17 protein-coding genes and 1 riboswitch are annotated in these 15,285 nt (G+C 70.8%); of the genes, 5 read left to right on the forward strand and 12 right to left on the reverse strand.

Going from position 1 to position 15,285, the window contains the following annotated elements; translation table 11 throughout:
- Nucleotides 1–7: 7 nt before the first annotated feature.
- Together AW272_RS08145 and AW272_RS08150 are read right to left on the reverse strand one after the other, a co-directional pair.
- Nucleotides 8–382 carry an Rv2175c family DNA-binding protein gene (locus AW272_RS08145; protein WP_066362264.1) on the reverse strand — a complete coding sequence of 125 codons (375 nt, stop codon included), beginning with the start codon at nucleotides 380–382 and terminating at the stop codon, nucleotides 8–10.
- A gap of 43 nt (nucleotides 383–425) precedes the next feature.
- Complete coding sequence (locus AW272_RS08150) at nucleotides 426–1,595, reverse strand: NAD(P)/FAD-dependent oxidoreductase (RefSeq protein ID WP_066362265.1); 1,170 nt, start codon at nucleotides 1,593–1,595, stop codon at nucleotides 426–428.
- 124 nt (nucleotides 1,596–1,719) lie between these two features.
- A riboswitch (TPP riboswitch) is annotated at nucleotides 1,720–1,834 on the forward strand.
- Between AW272_RS08150 and thiO the strand changes: the two genes are divergently transcribed.
- The 4 genes from thiO (at nucleotide 1,823) to pknB (ending at nucleotide 5,857) form a co-directional block, all read left to right on the forward strand.
- The gene (gene thiO / locus AW272_RS08155) at nucleotides 1,823–2,884 is read left to right on the forward strand and encodes a glycine oxidase ThiO (protein WP_066362608.1); all 1,062 of its coding nucleotides are present in this window, start codon (nucleotides 1,823–1,825) and stop codon (nucleotides 2,882–2,884) included. It overlaps the preceding riboswitch by 12 nt.
- Complete coding sequence (thiS, locus tag AW272_RS08160; RefSeq protein ID WP_066362266.1) at nucleotides 2,885–3,085, forward strand: sulfur carrier protein ThiS; 201 nt, start codon at nucleotides 2,885–2,887, stop codon at nucleotides 3,083–3,085.
- Nucleotides 3,086–3,091: 6 nt separating this feature from the next.
- Nucleotides 3,092–3,862 carry a thiazole synthase gene (locus AW272_RS08165; RefSeq protein ID WP_218010815.1) on the forward strand — a complete coding sequence of 257 codons (771 nt, stop codon included), beginning with the start codon at nucleotides 3,092–3,094 and terminating at the stop codon, nucleotides 3,860–3,862.
- Between the two features lie 72 nt (nucleotides 3,863–3,934).
- The gene (gene pknB, locus AW272_RS08170) at nucleotides 3,935–5,857 is read left to right on the forward strand and encodes a Stk1 family PASTA domain-containing Ser/Thr kinase (protein WP_066362269.1); all 1,923 of its coding nucleotides are present in this window, start codon (nucleotides 3,935–3,937) and stop codon (nucleotides 5,855–5,857) included.
- A gap of 13 nt (nucleotides 5,858–5,870) precedes the next feature.
- Here pknB and alc read toward each other — a convergent pair whose 3' ends face one another.
- The 9 genes from alc to uraD are packed head-to-tail and all read right to left on the reverse strand — an operon-like array spanning nucleotide 5,871 to nucleotide 13,569.
- Nucleotides 5,871–6,812, reverse strand: a complete 942-nt coding sequence (gene alc, locus AW272_RS08175; RefSeq protein ID WP_066362273.1) for an allantoicase — start codon at nucleotides 6,810–6,812, stop codon at nucleotides 5,871–5,873.
- Nucleotides 6,809–8,095, reverse strand: coding sequence for an allantoinase AllB (allB, locus tag AW272_RS08180; protein ID WP_066362274.1), 1,287 nt, complete (start codon nucleotides 8,093–8,095; stop codon nucleotides 6,809–6,811). Before allB ends, alc begins: the two co-directional genes overlap by 4 nt.
- Nucleotides 8,092–9,231, reverse strand: coding sequence for a glycerate kinase (locus AW272_RS08185; protein ID WP_066362275.1), 1,140 nt, complete (start codon nucleotides 9,229–9,231; stop codon nucleotides 8,092–8,094). The genes allB and AW272_RS08185 overlap by 4 nt, the downstream gene beginning before the upstream one ends.
- Before the next feature lie 7 nt (nucleotides 9,232–9,238).
- Complete coding sequence (locus AW272_RS08190) at nucleotides 9,239–10,567, reverse strand: 8-oxoguanine deaminase (protein WP_066362276.1); 1,329 nt, start codon at nucleotides 10,565–10,567, stop codon at nucleotides 9,239–9,241.
- Nucleotides 10,564–11,040, reverse strand: a complete 477-nt coding sequence (locus AW272_RS08195; RefSeq protein WP_066362277.1) for a (2Fe-2S)-binding protein — start codon at nucleotides 11,038–11,040, stop codon at nucleotides 10,564–10,566. Before AW272_RS08195 ends, AW272_RS08190 begins: the two co-directional genes overlap by 4 nt.
- Entirely contained in the window at nucleotides 11,037–11,900 is an 864-nt protein-coding gene (locus AW272_RS08200; RefSeq protein WP_066362279.1) for an FAD binding domain-containing protein, read from the reverse strand. Before AW272_RS08200 ends, AW272_RS08195 begins: the two co-directional genes overlap by 4 nt.
- Entirely contained in the window at nucleotides 11,900–12,754 is an 855-nt protein-coding gene (gene pucL / locus AW272_RS08205) for a factor-independent urate hydroxylase (protein ID WP_066362280.1), read from the reverse strand. Before pucL ends, AW272_RS08200 begins: the two co-directional genes overlap by 1 nt.
- A 3-nt stretch (nucleotides 12,755–12,757) precedes the next feature.
- Nucleotides 12,758–13,099 carry a hydroxyisourate hydrolase gene (uraH, locus tag AW272_RS08210; protein WP_066362609.1) on the reverse strand — a complete coding sequence of 114 codons (342 nt, stop codon included), beginning with the start codon at nucleotides 13,097–13,099 and terminating at the stop codon, nucleotides 12,758–12,760.
- Nucleotides 13,096–13,569, reverse strand: a complete 474-nt coding sequence (uraD, locus tag AW272_RS08215) for a 2-oxo-4-hydroxy-4-carboxy-5-ureidoimidazoline decarboxylase (RefSeq protein WP_066362281.1) — start codon at nucleotides 13,567–13,569, stop codon at nucleotides 13,096–13,098. Before uraD ends, uraH begins: the two co-directional genes overlap by 4 nt.
- 128 nt (nucleotides 13,570–13,697) lie before the next feature.
- On the opposite strand from uraD, the gene AW272_RS08220 reads away from it, so the two are divergent.
- Nucleotides 13,698–14,534 (forward strand): deoxyribonuclease IV, encoded by an 837-nt coding sequence (locus AW272_RS08220; RefSeq protein WP_066362283.1) that lies wholly within the window; start codon nucleotides 13,698–13,700, stop codon nucleotides 14,532–14,534.
- Between the two features lie 97 nt (nucleotides 14,535–14,631).
- On the opposite strand, the gene AW272_RS40430 is transcribed toward AW272_RS08220, so the two are convergent.
- Nucleotides 14,632–15,273, reverse strand: coding sequence for a LytR/AlgR family response regulator transcription factor (locus AW272_RS40430; RefSeq protein WP_245657271.1), 642 nt, complete (start codon nucleotides 15,271–15,273; stop codon nucleotides 14,632–14,634).
- Nucleotides 15,274–15,285 lie beyond the last annotated feature (12 nt).

Genomic DNA, 15,285 nt, shown 5'->3' on the forward strand with positions numbered 1-15,285 from the left:
ATGGGTCCTAGAAGCCGAGTGCCTGGGCCCTGCGCTTCACCTCGGTGTGGCGCCCGGCCGTGAGGAGGTCGATCGGGGCGCCGGGCAGCGACTCGTCGGGAGTGAAAAGCCATCTGATGCACTCGACTTCGCTGAAGCCCGCGTCGGAGAGCACGGTCAGCGTCCCTGGTAGCCCCTTGATGACGTCGTCTCCGGCGATGAAGACCGCCGGGATCTGCGGTTCGCCGCCGCCTCTACGGGCGCCGACGAGTTTCCTGTCCTTGATGAGCTGCTTCGCCCTGCCGATGCTGAGCTGGAGCTTCTTCGCTACGTCCGAGAGAGGGAGCCACTCCCCCACGAGCTGGTCGGTGTCTCGGTCGATCTGCGCAACTGTAAGCGTCACGAATCCACCATTACCACACGGCCGCCTCCATGAAACACCCAGTTTACGCCACGGTGCAGTCTCGGAGGGTAACGCTTGGGTCGGCGAGGCGGCCGGCGTCGAGCCTTTGCCGTCCTTCGACGAGGCGTCGGCCTTGCACCAGATCGCGTGGTCTGTCGACGGTCAGGATCGCGGTCAGGCGGTGGTCGGCGGTGAGCCAGCACGCCGCCCATTTGGCGTCGGTCTCGGGGTCGCCGCGCAGGACCAGGTTGGCGCCGTGGTGGTGCCCGGCGTACTGGACCATGCGGCCGAACTGCTCGGACCAGAAGTAGGGCACCGGGTCGTAGATGGCGTTCTCGCCCATCAGGGTCGCGGCGGCGGTGTCGGGGGCGCCCAGGGCGGTGTCCCAGTGTTCGACGCGCATGCGGCGGCCGAAGCGGCGGCTGTACCAGTTGGCGCAGTCGCCCACGGCGACCACGTTGGGCGAGAAGCTGCGCAGGTGCTCGTCGACCAGCACGCCGTTGTCGAGTTCGACGTCGGAGCCGTCGAGCCAGGCGACGTTGGGGCGCACCCCGACGCCGGTGACCACCACGTCGGCCGGGATCCGGTCGCCGTTCATCAGCGTCAGGCCGTCGGGGTCGACGGTGCCCACGGTGGCGTCGAGCAGCAGTTCGATGCCCGCCTCGGCGTACCAGGGGATCATGTATCTGCCGATCGGCAGGGCGGTGGCCACGGGGGCCTCGCCCGCCTCGACGACGGTGACCTGGCAGCCCGCTTTGGCCGCCGCGGTGGCGACCTCGGCGCCGATCCAGCCGGCGCCGATGACGGCGACGCGGGCGCCCTCGGTCAGGCTCGCGCGAAGGGCCAGGGCGTCGTCGATGGTGCGCAGGACGTGCTGGTGGCCCTCGCCGCGCAGGCGGATCGGGCTGGCGCCGGTGGCGACGACCAGGCCGTCGAAGGAGAGCTCTCCGTCGGTTGTCGACAGAACGCCCTCACGCAGGCCCTTGGCGGCGGTGCCGAGCATGAGGCGGACGTTCAGCGCCTCCAGGTCGGAGTCGACGACCGTGGAGTCGGCGTCGCCGAGCAGGACCGCCTTCGACAGAGGTGGACGGTCGTAGGGGCGATGAGGTTCGTCGCCGACCAGGGTGATGCGCCCCTGATATCCGTGGGCCCTTAACGCCTCGACACTCCGGACGCCGGCCAAGCCGGCCCCCACCACCACGACGTGATCCACGAGTAGACCCTAGATTGCCGACGGGCCCACCCGCCAATGGAGATTCGGTAACGAATTGAGTAAGTAGCTCGCACAGCATGGGGATTCCGTGTTGTGCGAATCAGATCAATTCGCATTACTGTGGACAAAGACGCGCGGGAGTCCGGCTGACCGGGCTGAGAGGGGAACTCCACAGGTTCTCGACCGCTATCGAACCTGATCCGGATCATGCCGGCGAAGGGAGCGCGATGAACGCTTCGGATGTATTCGTGATCGGCGGCGGCATCGCCGGGCTGTCGATCGCCTGGCGGGCCGCCTCGCGGGGCCTCACCGTCACGCTCGCCGACCCCGACCCCGGCTCGCAGGCGACGCGTGCCTCCGCGGGCATGCTGGCGCCCGTCAGCGAGGTCACCTACACCGAGGAGCCGCTGCTCCGGCTCGGGCTCGCCTCGCTGGAGCGCTGGCCCGAGTTCGCGGCCGAACTCGAGGAGAAGAGCGGTGTCCCCGTCGATCTGCGCTCCGACGGGACGGTGGAGGTCGCCTACGACGCCGACGACCTCGCCCAGCTCGACGAGCTGGCCGCCTTCGAGGAGAAGCTCGGGCTGCGCGTGGAGCGGCTCACCGGGCGGCAGTGCCGCCAGGCCGAGCCGATGCTGTCGCCCAACGTGCGGGGCGGCCTGCTGGCCCGCGACGACCTGTGGGTGAACCCGCGCCGGGTGACCCAGGCCCTGCAGAAGGCGTTCCAGAACGCGGGCGGGAAGATCGTCAAGGAACACGTCACCACGCTCGACGGCATCGAGGCCGACCAGATCGTCGTCGCCGCCGGGGCCTGGACGCCGAGCCTGCTTCCCGGGCTGCCCGTCCGGCCGGTGAAGGGGCAGATCCTGCGGCTGCGCGGCCCGCGCGGCTTCCTCCAGAAGTGTGTACGGGGAAGGGTGCGCGGCTCCGACGTCTATCTGGTCCCCCGCGACGACGGCGAGATCGTGGTCGGCGCGACGATGGAGGAGCTCGGGTTCGACACCCGGGTGACCGCCGGCGGGGTCTACGAACTGCTGCGGGACGCACGCGAACTCGTCCCGGGGATCACCGAGCTCGACCTGGCCGAGACCTTCGCGGGGCTGCGGCCCGGCACCCCCGACAACCTGCCCTACGTCGGGCGGCACGGCGACGTGTGGGTGGCGGCGGGCCATCACCGCGCGGGCGTTCTGCTCGCGCCGCTGACGGCCGAGGCCGTCGTCGCCTGTCTCCACGGCGAGGCCAACCCGATGCCCGAGTGCGACCCCTCTCGCCTCGACACAGAAAGAATCTGAATGCGCATCACGATCAACGGTGACCCGCACGACCTCGACGACGGGTCGACGCTCACGAAAGCCGTACAGACACTGACGAGGCAGCCCACGGGGATCGCGGTGGCCGTCAACGACGAGGTGGTCAGCCGGGGCGCGTGGGACGCGACCCCACTGACCGAAGGCGACCGGGTCGAGGTTCTGACCGCGGTCCAGGGAGGCTGACGACTGATGGACGATCCTTTGCTGATCGGCGGCGAGGAGTTCGCCTCGCGGCTCATCATGGGCACCGGCGGCGCGCCGTCGCTGGAGGTGCTCGACCGGGCCCTGGTGGCCTCGGGCACCGAGCTGACCACGGTCGCGATGCGCCGGCTCGATCCGGGCGCCCGGGGTTCGGTGCTCGACGTGCTGCGCGAGCGCGGAATCAAGGTGCTGCCGAACACCGCCGGTTGTTTCACCGCAGGTGAGGCGGTGCTGACCGCGCGACTCGCCCGGGAGGCGCTCAATACCAATTGGGTCAAACTCGAAGTCATCGCCGACGAGCGGACCCTGCTGCCCGATCCGATCGAGACGTTCGACGCGGCGGAACGGCTGGTCGCCGACGGTTTCGTCGTGCTGCCCTACATCGGCGACGACCCGATCCTGGCCCGGCGGCTGGAGCAGGCGGGCTGCGCGGCCGTCATGCCCCTCGGGTCGCCGATCGGGTCGGGGCTGGGCATCCGAAACCCGCACAACATCGAGCTCATCGTGGAATCGGCGCAGGTGCCGGTGATCCTGGACGCCGGGATCGGCACCGCCAGCGACGCCGCGCTGGCCATGGAACTGGGCTGCTCGGCGGTGCTGCTGGCCACGGCGGTGACCCGGGCGCGCAAGCCCGATCTGATGGCGGCGGCGATGCGCGGCGCGGTCGAGGCGGGGCGCCGGGCGTTTCTGGCGGGCCGAATTCCCCGGCGGCGATATGCTGAGGCGTCCTCACCGGGTCGACCGTTCCAAGACGGGTAAACCTTCCTGTTTCGGTCTCGGTTTGGGATTCCTGCACTCAGCATGTGGCAAATCACCCGTAAACTCGAGGCCGTGGACACGACGCTTTCTGATCCGCTCGTCGGGCATGTGCTCGATGGTCGCTACCGCGTCGAGTCCCGGATCGCCCGGGGCGGCATGGCGTCCGTCTATTTGGCTCTGGACGTCCGGCTCGACCGCATGGTCGCGATCAAGGTGATGCACCGATCGCTGGCAGAGGACCCCGAGTTCGTCCGGCGGTTCATCGGTGAGGCCAAGTCCGTCGCCTCGCTGTCACATCCCAACATCGTGCACGTCTTCGACCAGGGCACCGACGGTGACCACGTCTACCTGTCGATGGAGTACTTCCCCGGCAAGACGCTGCGGGCGGTGCTCGACGAGCGGGGGCCGCTGGCGCCGCGCGAGGCGCTGGAGATCATGATCCCGGTGCTGGCGGCGCTCGGCAGCGCCCACCAGGCCGGGCTGATCCACCGTGACGTGAAGCCCGAGAACGTGCTGATGACCGAAGACGGCCGGGTCAAGGTCGTCGACTTCGGGCTCGTGCGGGCCATCGAGGGCGGCAACCAGACGCGCAGCGGCGTGATGATCGGCACGGTCGGCTACATGGCCCCCGAGCAGGTCACCTCCGGCCAGGCCGACGTCCGCAGCGACGTCTACTCCGCCGGGATCATGCTGTTCGAGCTGCTCACCGGGCGTCAGCCGTTCGGCGGCGAGAGCCCGGTGTCGGTCGCCTACCGGCACGTCCACGAGTCGATCCCGGCGCCGTCGTCCTTCTCCTACGACATCCCGCCGTCGCTCGACGCGCTGGTCGCGAAGGCGACGGCCAAGGAGCCGGCCGACCGCAACCACGACGCGAACGCGATGCTGGTGGCGGCGGTCGAAGTACACCGCACCCTGCCCCAGACCTCGACGGGGCGGCACTCGGTGCCGCCCCGGCAGCAGTCGGCGGAGCAGGCCTTCTTCTCCGGCTCCCACACGATGATCCAGCCGGCCATCGAGGTCCCGCCGACCCGGCCGCCGAGGGCGGCGGTGCGGCGCGGGTTCCGGGTGAACTGGTTCATCGTCGCGCTGGCCGTGCTGATGGTGGGCGGCATCGCGTTCAGCGGGTGGTATTTCACGCTGTCGCGCACCGCGATCGTGCCCGACCTGGTCAAGCGCAACATCGAGGCGGCCCGTCAGCTCGCCGAGAGCAACGGCTTCACCATCAAGATCGGTGAGGGCCGCTTCGACGCCAAGGTGCCCAAGGACATGGTCCTGGAGACCAGTCCGCTCAAGGGCGTCGAGGCCGAGCGCGGCTCGGTCATCACGATCATCGCCTCGCGCGGCCCCGAGATGGTCGGCGTGCCGAAGACCGAGGGCATGACCGAGGCCGACGCGCGGGTCGCGATGTCGGACGCCGGTCTGAACGTGTCCCGGATCCGCCGCACCCCGAGCGACAAGATCGGGCGCGGCCTGGTGATCAAGACCGACCCCGTCGTCGGCAAGAAGGTCGAGAAGGGCTCCAACGTCATCCTGGCGATCAGCATGGGCCTGCTGATGCCCAGCGTGGTCGACCTGCCGCGCGACCAGGCCGAGGCGCTGATGCGGGAGAACGGCTTCGACCCGAGCTGCATCAACGAGGTTGTCGACGAGAAGCCGGGCAACACCGTCATCGCCCAGGAGCCGGCCGCCGGCGCCGAGGTCGACAAGGGCGCCCGGGTCTGCCTGACCGTCTCACGCGGCCCCGACACCGGCTGGCAGTGGCCCTGGGAGCAAGATCCCTCGGTCGCCGCGCCCGACTTCGTGAACGTCCCCGACGTGCGGTTCAAGAACGTCGAAGAGGCCAAGCGCGAGTTACAGGCGGCCGGGTTCAAGGTCCAGGTGCACAAGCTGTTCTCCCGCGGCCGCCCCGGCGGCGACGGGCCCGGTCAGCGGGTGCGCGGCCAGAACCCGCTCGGCCAGGTGCCCGCAGGCAGCACGATCAACCTGTGGTTCTAGGCGAGAACCCGCGTCAAGAAAGCAGGTCACCCAGCAGCCGAAGCCGGGCCAGGCCACCGTCGGGGTAGATGTCACATTTGACGTGGGTCACCGGGCGGTCGCTGTCGAGCCGGAACCGGTGGGGCGCGTCGGGCTGGAGGCGGGTCTTGCCGAGCAGGCTGAACCAGTCGCCGTCACCGTCGCGGCCCGACAGCGACACCCAGCCGGGCGCGTTGAAGACCAGGTGGGTGGTGTCGATCTCGGCGACCGTGACGGTGCCGCGCCCGGCGAGGCGCACCACCAGCCAGTCGTTGCCGTCGTCGCGGCGGCGCGCGGTCTCCCAGCCTTCGGCCTGGTGGCGGGCCAGGCCCGGGGCGATGACGTTGTTGGGCGAGCTGTAGAACTGGTTGGAGCAGTCGATCACCAGGGCGCCGTTGGCGAGGGCGGCCAGGTCGACGGTGAGGCCGTGCAGGAACGCCGGGTCGGGCACCACCTCGCCGTGCACCCGGAGCCGGGCCACTCCCCCGTCGGGATAGATGTTGAGCCGCACGTGCGTGTAGCGGTTCGGGTCGTCGACGGCGAACTCGTGTTCGCGGTCGCCGCCGAGAGGGCTCCTGGGCAGGATCTCGGTCCAGCCGGTCAGCTCCTCGTGGGCCAGCGGCTCGTCGGCCGTGCAGGCCTCGACCGAGGCGTAGGGCGGGTAGTTGCCCTTGAACCAGGCCGTGTCGATCACCAGCCCGTGGATGACGCCGGGCAGGCCGAGCCGGACGATCGCCCAGTCGTGCCCGGTGGTGCGCCGCCGCCGGGTCTCCCAGCCGTCGTAGATCTGGCCCTTGGCGCCGAAGTCGTGGGTGTGGAACAGGGCGGGGTGCGGGCGGATGAGCGCCTGGCGGTCGGCGAACGCCTCGTCGTTGGCGGCGATCACGGAGCCGCCCAGGCCGCGCACGGCCAGGTCGGGCAGATGGCGGAAGGTCATCGGGCGCCTCTCGTCAGAAACCGGCCGTGGCCGGGAGCGTCACCGCGCAGCCAGGTCTGCTGGACGACGCCCTTCAGCGACCTCCCCTGGTAGGCGGTGACCGGGTTCTTGTGGGCGAGGTCGCCCGCCTCGACGACGAAGCCCGCCTCGGGGTCGAAGGCCACCAGGTCGGCGTCGGCGCCCACCTCGATCCGGCCCTTGGAGGAGAGCCCGGCGAAGTCGGCCGGGCCCCGGGCCATCCAGCGGACGACGTCCTCCAGCGAGAAGCCCCGTGCGGACGCCTCGGTCCAGATGGCGGGCAGACCCAGCTGGAGGGAGGAGATCCCGCCCCAGGCCGTGACGAAATCCGGGGAGTCCAGGCCCTTCATGTCGGCCGGGCAGGGCGAGTGGTCGGAGACGATCCCCATCAGGGTCCCGTCGGCCAGGCCCGCCCACAGGGCGTCGCGGTTGGCCGCCTCGCGGATCGGCGGGCAGCACTTGAACGCGGTGCCGGTGACCTCCTCCGCGCTGAGGGTCAGGTAGTGGGGACAGGTCTCGGCGGTGATCCGCACTCCCTGCGCCTGGGCCTCGCGCAGCACCGCGATCGCGTCTCCGGCGGAGACGTGCACGATGTGCGCCCGCGCGCCGGTCTCCCGGGCCACCGCGATCACCGTCTCGATGGCCCTGACCTCGGCCTCCTGGGTGCGCGAGTCGAGGAACTCGGAGTAGGAGGGGCCGGTGGGCTCGGTCAGCGTCCAGGGGTCCTCGGCGTGCGCGATGAGCAGGCCGTCGAAGCGGGCCAGTTCCTGGAGCGCGCGGGTGAGGCCGTTGGCGTCGAGGGCGGGGAACTCGTCGACGCCCGACGGGGACAGGAAGCACTTCACGCCGAACACCCCGGCGTCCCACAGCGGGCGCAGGTCGCCGAGGTTGCCGGGGATCGCGCCGCCCCAGAAGCCGACGTCGACGGCGATCTGGCCGTACGCGGCCTTCTTCTTGATCTCCAGGTTGGGCACGGTCGTGGTCGGCGGCAGCGAGTTGAGCGGCATGTCGACGACCGTCGTCACGCCCCCGGCCGCCGCTGCCCGGGTGGCGGTGGCGAAGCCCTCCCAGTGGGTGCGGCCGGGTTCGTTGATGTGGACGTGCGTGTCGACCAGGCCGGGCAGCAGCGCGACGTCACCGAGGTCCAGGCCTTCGTGGGTGGTGTACGGCACCAGCCCCGCGATCCGCCCGTCGACGACGTCCACCCCGAGCGGCAGTACCCCTTCGGGGGTGACCACCCGGCGTGACCGCACCAGAACCGTCATACGCGCTCCTTCACCACACTCGCCACGAGTCGCTCAAGAAGTGGCCCCGCCTCGGCCATGCACCGCGCGGGGTCGGGCTCGATGTCCGTCAGGGCGTACGCCGCCTCGATCCCGGCCTTGCGCAGGTCGTCGTCTGAGACCTCGCGCCGCCCGCAGACCGCGATGACCGGCACGCCGTGCCGCATGGCGGCGTTGGCGACCCCGACCGGGGCCTTGCCGCGCAGCGACTGCTCGTCGAGCGAGCCCTCGCCCGTGATCACGAGGCGCGCGCCCTCGATGTGGGTCTCGAAGTCGAGCAGGCCGAGCAGGTAGGCGATGCCGGGCCGGATCGACGCCTTCAGGAAGGCGAGCGCGGCGAAGCCGACGCCCCCGGCCGCCCCGGCGCCGGGCTGTCCGGCCACGCCCATCGCGCGGACGATCCCGTCGTGCTCGATCGACCCGGTCAGGCCGTGGGTGTGGACGGCGACGGCGGCCAGCCTCGACAGCCCCGCTTCGAGCAGCTTCACCTGGTCGGGCGAGGCGCCCTTCTGCGGGCCGTAGACAGTGGCGGCGCCGTGCGGGCCGAGCAGGGGGTTGTCGACGTCGGAGGCGACCACGTAGTCGGCGGATCCGGCGTCGAAGCCGGACAGGTCGATCTTCGCCAGGTCTTTCAGGGAGCCCCCGCCCAGCGGGAGTTCGGCCCCCTCGTCGTCGAGGAAGCGGGCGCCCAGCGCGCGGGCCAGGCCGGTGCCGCCGTCGGTGCAGGCGCTGCCGCCCAGGCCCAGCACGATCCGGGTGGCGCCCTGCGCGAGGGCGTGGGCGATCAGTTCTCCGGTGCCGTAGCTGGAGGCGGTCAGGGGTTCCAGTCCACCGGGCAGGCGGCGCAGCCCGGACGCCTCGGCCATCTCGACGACGGCGGTGTCGTCCCTGACGGCGTACGAGGCCCGGATCGGCTGCCCCGTCGGCCCGGTCACCTCGACCTCGACGCGGGTGAAACCGCAGGCCGCGACGGCGTCTACGGTCCCGTCGCCGCCGTCGGCCACGGGGAGGAGCACTACCGGGACATCGCCGAGGCCGGCGGCGACGTGGTGGGCGACCTCGGGGGCGGTCAGCGAGCCCTTGAACTTGTCCGGGGCGATGACGATGTGATCCCTCATGCCGTCATCATGACCGAAGCAGCCGGGCGTGCGCCCGCGCCCCCGCCGCTCCGGCGGCGTCGCCGGAGACGGTCCGCAGGTCGCCGTTCTCGACCACGGTCACGCCGTTGACGATCAGCCTGGCCAGAGGCGGGGTCTGGCCGTGGCTCAGCGCGACGACGGGGTCGTCGGCGGCAGCGTAGGGGCCGTCGATCCGCCACATCGCGATGTCGGCGAGCTTGCCCGGTTCGAGGGAGCCGATCTCGTTCTCGCGCCCGAGGCAGCGGGCGCCGCCCAGGGTGGCCATCTCCAGGGACTGGCGGGCGGTGAGCGCCTGCGGGCCGTACCGAGCACGCTGCATGAGCAGGGCCTGGCGGATCTCCCCGGCGAGCGGGATGAACTCGGCCGAGCCGGGTCCGTCCACGCCGAGACCGACCGTCGCGCCCGCCCTGAGAAGCTCGCTGACCCTCGCGATCCCGGCGCCCAGACGCCCGTTGGACGACGGGCAGTGGGCGGTGCCGGTGCCCGTCTCGGCGAAGCGGGTGATGTCGGCGTCGGTGAGGTGGACGCTGTGCGCGATCCACACGTCCGGGCCGAGCCAGCCGAGCGATTCGAGGTATTCGACGGGGAGCATGCCGAACTGCTCCTTGCAGTGGTCGTCCTCGTCGAGGGTCTCGGCGCCGTGGGTGTGCAGGCGGACGTTCAGATCCCTGGCCAGCCCGGCGGCCTGGCGCATCAGGTCGCCGCTGACCGAGAAGGGCGAGCAGGGGGCGACGGCGACGCGCAGCATCGAGTCGAACGACGGGTCGTGATATCTCCGGACCGCCGCCTCGGTCTCGGTGAGGATCTCGTCGAGCGTCTCGACGACCTCGTCCGGCGGGAGACCGCCCTGCGAGCGGCCCCGGTCCATCGAGCCCCGGCACGGGTGGAAGCGCAGACCCACCTCGGCGGCCGCCTGGATCTCGGCGGCGAACAGGTCGCCCCGGCCCTTCGGGAAGACGTAGTGGTGGTCGGTGGACGTGGAGCAGCCCGACAGCGCCAGCCAGGCCAGGCCGGCCGTGGCCGCGCCGTGCACGACCTCGGCGTCCATCCGGGCCCACACCGGGTAGCTCGCCACGAGCCACTCGAACAGGGTGCCGTCGGGGGCGAGGCCCTGGGAGGCCCACTGGTAGAGGTGGTGGTGGGTGTTGACCAGGCCGGGGGTGACCAGGCAGCCGCGCCCGTCGATCCTCTGCGCGTCGCCCTGGAACGGCCCCGCGCCCACGGACACGATGCGGTTGCCCTCGATCGCGACGTGACCGTTGGAGATCTCCGGGCCGACGACGGGGGCGATGTGGGCGTTCTCGATGACGATCACGAACCGGCCTTCCGGCTCGCGGCCAGGCGGACCGCGTCGAGGATCTTCTCGTAGCCCGTGCACCGGCACAGATTGCCCGCCAGGTGTTCGCGGATCTCCACGTCGGCGGGCACCCCGTCGTGCTGGGCGAGAAGCGAATGGGCCTGGACGATCAGACCGGGCGTACAGAAACCGCACTGAACGGCGCCGCACTCGACGAACGCCGCCTGCACCGGATCGAGGCCGCCCTCCGCGGAGGCGAGCCCCTCGACGGTGAGGACCTCGCGGCCCTCGGCCTGACCGGCCGCGACGAGGCAGGCGCAGACCGGGACGTCGTCGAGATAGACCGTGCAGGAGCCACACTCGCCCTGTTCGCAGGCGTTCTTGGAGCCCGGCAGGCCGAGGCGCTCGCGCAGGACGTAGAGCAGGCTCTCGCCCGGCCAGACGTCGTCGGCGATCATCGGCGTCCCGTTGACGGTGACGTTGACCCTCATGAGTTCCCCCCGTTCACACGTTCTTGCCAGGCCCAGCCGAGCGTGCGGCGGGCCATGACGGCCAGGGCGTGGACGCGGTAGTCGCGGCTCCCCCGGACGTCGTCGATCGGTGCCGCCGCGGCGGCGACCAGTTCCCCGAACCGTTTCGTCACCACTGGATCGAGTTCGTTCTCAAAAGACCAGTCGAGGTTTTCGGCCAGGAAGGTCTCCGCCTCGAAGGCCCGGCGCGGGGTGGGGGCGGCGGACCCGATGCCGGTGCCCACCGTTCGTTCCGCGACGTTCAGCGCGAGACCGAACGAGCAGACCGCGATGACCATCGCGTTCCTGGTGCCGATCTTGGAGAAGTACTGCGGGCCCGTCTTCACCGGCACGTGGATCGCCCGGATCAGCTCGTTCGCGGCCAGCGCGTTGCGCTTCACGCCGGTGTAGAAGTCGCCGATCGGGATCATCCGGGTGCCGTCGACCGACTCGGCCTCGACGGTCGCCCCGGTCGCGAGCAGCGGCGGGTGGCTGTCGCCCGCCGGGGAGGCCGCGCCGAGGTTGCCCGCCACGGTGCCCCGGTTGCGGATCTGCGGCGAGCCGACCGTCCGGGACGCCTGGGCCAGACCGGGCAACCGGTCAGCCAGTTCGGCGATGATCCGGGTGTAGGTGACCCCCGCGCCGATCCTGACCGTGTCGTCGTGGATCGACCACTCCGTGAGTTCGGTGACGGGCGTCAGGTCGAGGAGCGCCTTGGGGCGGCCCTTGTCGAGGTTGATCTCGACCATGACGTCGGTGCCGCCCTGGAGCGGGGTCGCGTCGGGCCGGTCGGCCTTCATCCGAAGGGCCTCGGTCCAGGTGGTGGCGCGCAGGAAGTCCATCACTCCCACGCCTTTCCGGCGGCGGGGGCGTCTTCCCGCAGCACCGCGCCCTCGATCAGGCCGTAGGGGCGGTCGGCGGCGAAGTAGACCTCGCCGTCGTTGTCGAGGTCGAACGGGCCGAGGTCGACGAGGAAGTGGTGCCTGTTGGGGAGTTCGAGGCGGACCTCGCAGACGTCCGGGCAGTCGGTCAGCACGCGGGTCCCCATGGCGTAGAGGGTCTGCTGGAGCGACAGGCTGTAGGTCGTGGCGAAGGCGTCGAGCAGGGCCTGTCTCGCCGTTGTGTAGGACGCGTCCCAGTCTTTGTCCGAGCCGTCGTGACGCCAGCGGGCGGTCACGGCGGTGGCCAGGACCCGGTCGCGGGTCTCCGGGAGAGTCGTGTACTCGTCTTTGAGATAGCCCCAGAACTCCGAGTCGGTCGTGTTCAGGACGACCAGCTCCTTCAGGCCCGAGACGACGGTGGCCTGTTCGCCGTCGTAGTGGACCACGCAGGTCCGCACCTCCTGCCCCTTGCGGGCGAACGAGTGGCCGCCGAGGCGCTCCCAGGCGTACTCGTCGATCTCCACGCGGGCGTGGTGGATCGTCGGCTGCCCGTCGACGAAGTGGCGGGCCAGCAGCAGGGCGAACTCCTCGATCGCGCCGACGCCGTGTTTCTTGGCGAACGCGTAGACGGTGTTCTTCTGCGAGTCGGTCGGCAGCACCGTGGCGTTGTCGCCCGTCAGGTGGACCTCGGTCATCTCGCCCGACAGGGACGTGCTGACGTTCAGGTCCTTGATGTGGTGGGCGTCGCCGTGCCGGGTGACCCGCACGACCCGGGTCTCGGCTTTGCCGTAGCGGTTGGGGCCGAGCACGAACACTTTCTAACTCCCACGGTAGGTCGAGTAGCCGAACGGGCTCAGCAGCAGCGGCACGTGGTGGTGCTGCTCGGCGTCGGCGATGGCGAAGACGACCGTGACCTCGGGGAAGAACGCGTCGTCCCCCAGGTAGCCGCCGGTGTCGAAGATCAGCCGGTACGTCGCCGCCTCCAGCTCCCCGGTCCATTCACGGCCGAGCGGCGTCCAGTCGCTGATGCGGCCGTCCTTGTCGGTGCGGCCCTCGGCGAGGGCGACGTACCCGTGGGCGGCCCGCCGGGCCAGTCGCACGTGGACGTCGGCGGCCGGGCAGCCGCGCGCGGTGTCGAGCACGTGGGTGGACAGGGTCACGCCGTCTCCTCCCACAACTTGGCCAGCCGCAGCCGGACGATCTTCCCGAGCTCGTCCCTGACGACCATGCGTTCCTTCTCCGGTACGTTGCCCAGACGATCCTCCAGGATCGCCAGCATCTCCCCGGCCGACTTCCCGGTCGCGCAGACCAGGTACACATGCCCGAACCGGTCCTCATATGCCTGGTTGCTCTTCCGGAGCTCTTCGAGGATGTCCTGTTCTGCGGTGGCGGTCCCCGCCTGCTCGTCACGTGACCAGGCCGATTCCCGATCAGCCCCCTTCGACCGGTCGCCGATCCGGGGGTGCGCGGCCAGCGCCTCATGGACGTCGACCCAGTTCAGCATGGCCAGGACCGAGTCGCTCCGGTCGAGGAGGGCGGTGAGGTCGGAGTAGGGCGGCCCGGCCACACCGTCGGCCCAGCGGGCGGACGCGCAGCACGCCAGCAGGTCGTCCCGGCTCAGTTCACGCATGGTCGCCAGTACACAACCTGGCCCCCGCCGAATCCAGCAGCGGGAGCTCCCAAAGCCCCGTCCATGAGCGGCCGATGGTTTGTACGTTGCCACAAACCGGCGAAACCCCCGGGTAACCTGAAAGCACTATGAGCACTGGAAACGCGATCGGCGGCCACGTCCTGGTGGCCGGCGGCCTGGCCACCGGAGGCCTCAGGTACGCCGCCGAGATCGGCGCCGAAATGGCCCAGGTCTTCGTCAGCAATCCGCGCGGCTGGGCCCTGAACGACGGCCACCCCGACGAGGACGCCCAACTCCGCGCCTCCGGCATGACGGTCTACGCCCACGCGCCCTACCTGATCAACTTCGGCTCGCCGACCGAGGCGACCCTGGAGAACTCGGTCGCGTCGGTCCGCCACACGCTGCGGCGGGGCCGGGAGATCGGGGCGCTGGGCGTGGTCGTCCACACCGGATCGGCGGTCAGCCAGCCACGTGAGGCGGCTCTCCAGCAGGTGCGCGATCACCTGCTCCCCCTGCTCCAGGAGATCCCGGACGACGGCCCCGACCTGCTGCTGGAACCGATGGCCGGGCAGGGCCAGATGCTCTGCGCGACCGTTCAGGACCTGGGCCCCTACCTCGACGCCCTCGACTGGCACCCGAAGGTCGGCGTCTGCCTCGACACCTGCCACGCCTTCTCGGCCGGCCACGACCTGTCGACGCCCGAAGGGGTCAAGGAGACCTTCGACGCCCTCCACGCGATCGCGCCGGGCCGGCTGAAGCTGATCCACGCCAACGACTCGAAAGACGCGCTGGGCTCGAAGAAGGACCGCCACGAGAACATCGGCGCCGGCCACATCGGGGCGCCGGGGTTCGGCGAGATCATGCGCCATCCGGCGGTCGCCGGGGTGCCGCTGTGCATCGAGACGCCCGGCAAGGCCGACAAGCACCGGGAAGACATCGACCTGCTGAAGAAACTGCGCGGCTAGTTGAGGCGGATCCGGCCGTCCCCCGAACGACCGGATCCGTGCCGCAACCTTATTTCGCAGGTCAGCGCCACACCGGCTGATCGCGATAGACGGCGTGTCAGGCGCGACGAGCGGTAAGGCGCTCCCTGACCTCCCGCGTGTGCCGCCGCGAAACGGGCAGCGTCTCGGTCCCGACCAGCAGCAACGCCCGCCCGTCGGCGAACCTCAGCTCGGTGACGTGGCGGGCGTTGACGAGCGTGCTGCGATGGGCCCGGATGAACCCGGCCCCGGCCCAGCGGCGCTCCAGCGCGGCCATGGAGATCCGCACCAGGAAACCGCCCTCGCTGGTGCGCAACCTGACGTAGTCGCCGTGAGCCTCGGCGAACCAGACGGCGCCGGGATCGATGAACCGGGTCCGGCCCCCGAGCTCCACCGGGATGGACTCCTGCGCGACCTTGCGGCGCAGATGATCGAGCTCCAGCTGGTCGGAGAGATGCCGGGCTGCTTTGCGCAGGTCACGAGCCGGGCCGTGGGCCACCAGCGCGCCGACCACCATCCCCGTGATCGTGAGCGGCACCGCGCTCGGGGAGGGTCTTCCCCTCATGGCCGCCATCGCGGCCTCCCAGCCCTCCGGCGATCCCGCCAGGACGGCCGTCGTGGAGGTGATCGTCATCGGCGCGCCGACGGCCTTCTCCAGGTGGGGCAGGGCCGCGCGGGCGGCCTCGGGGGTGAGGCGGAAGGGCAGGTCGAAGCAGCACACCCCGGCGAGACT

This window comes from Herbidospora mongoliensis (assembly GCF_001570545.1).
Taxonomy (GTDB): Bacteria; Actinomycetota; Actinomycetes; order Streptosporangiales; family Streptosporangiaceae; genus Herbidospora; species Herbidospora mongoliensis.

Bases quoted from the DNA above. Each gene is read 5' to 3' on its own strand.
- thiO (WP_066362608.1), top strand. From the start codon at position 1,823: ATGAACGCTTCGGATGTATTCGTGATCGGCGGCGGCATCGCCGGGCTG.
- thiS (WP_066362266.1), top strand. From the start codon at position 2,885: ATGCGCATCACGATCAACGGTGACCCGCACGACCTCGACGACGGGTCG.
- AW272_RS08165 (WP_218010815.1), top strand. From the start codon at position 3,092: ATGGACGATCCTTTGCTGATCGGCGGCGAGGAGTTCGCCTCGCGGCTC.
- alc (WP_066362273.1), bottom strand. From the start codon at position 6,812: ATGACCTTCCGCCATCTGCCCGACCTGGCCGTGCGCGGCCTGGGCGGC.
- allB (WP_066362274.1), bottom strand. From the start codon at position 8,095: ATGACGGTTCTGGTGCGGTCACGCCGGGTGGTCACCCCCGAAGGGGTA.
- AW272_RS08185 (WP_066362275.1), bottom strand. From the start codon at position 9,231: ATGAGGGATCACATCGTCATCGCCCCGGACAAGTTCAAGGGCTCGCTG.
- AW272_RS08195 (WP_066362277.1), bottom strand. From the start codon at position 11,040: ATGAGGGTCAACGTCACCGTCAACGGGACGCCGATGATCGCCGACGAC.
- AW272_RS08200 (WP_066362279.1), bottom strand. From the start codon at position 11,900: ATGGACTTCCTGCGCGCCACCACCTGGACCGAGGCCCTTCGGATGAAG.
- uraD (WP_066362281.1), bottom strand. From the start codon at position 13,569: ATGCGTGAACTGAGCCGGGACGACCTGCTGGCGTGCTGCGCGTCCGCC.
- AW272_RS08220 (WP_066362283.1), top strand. From the start codon at position 13,698: ATGAGCACTGGAAACGCGATCGGCGGCCACGTCCTGGTGGCCGGCGGC.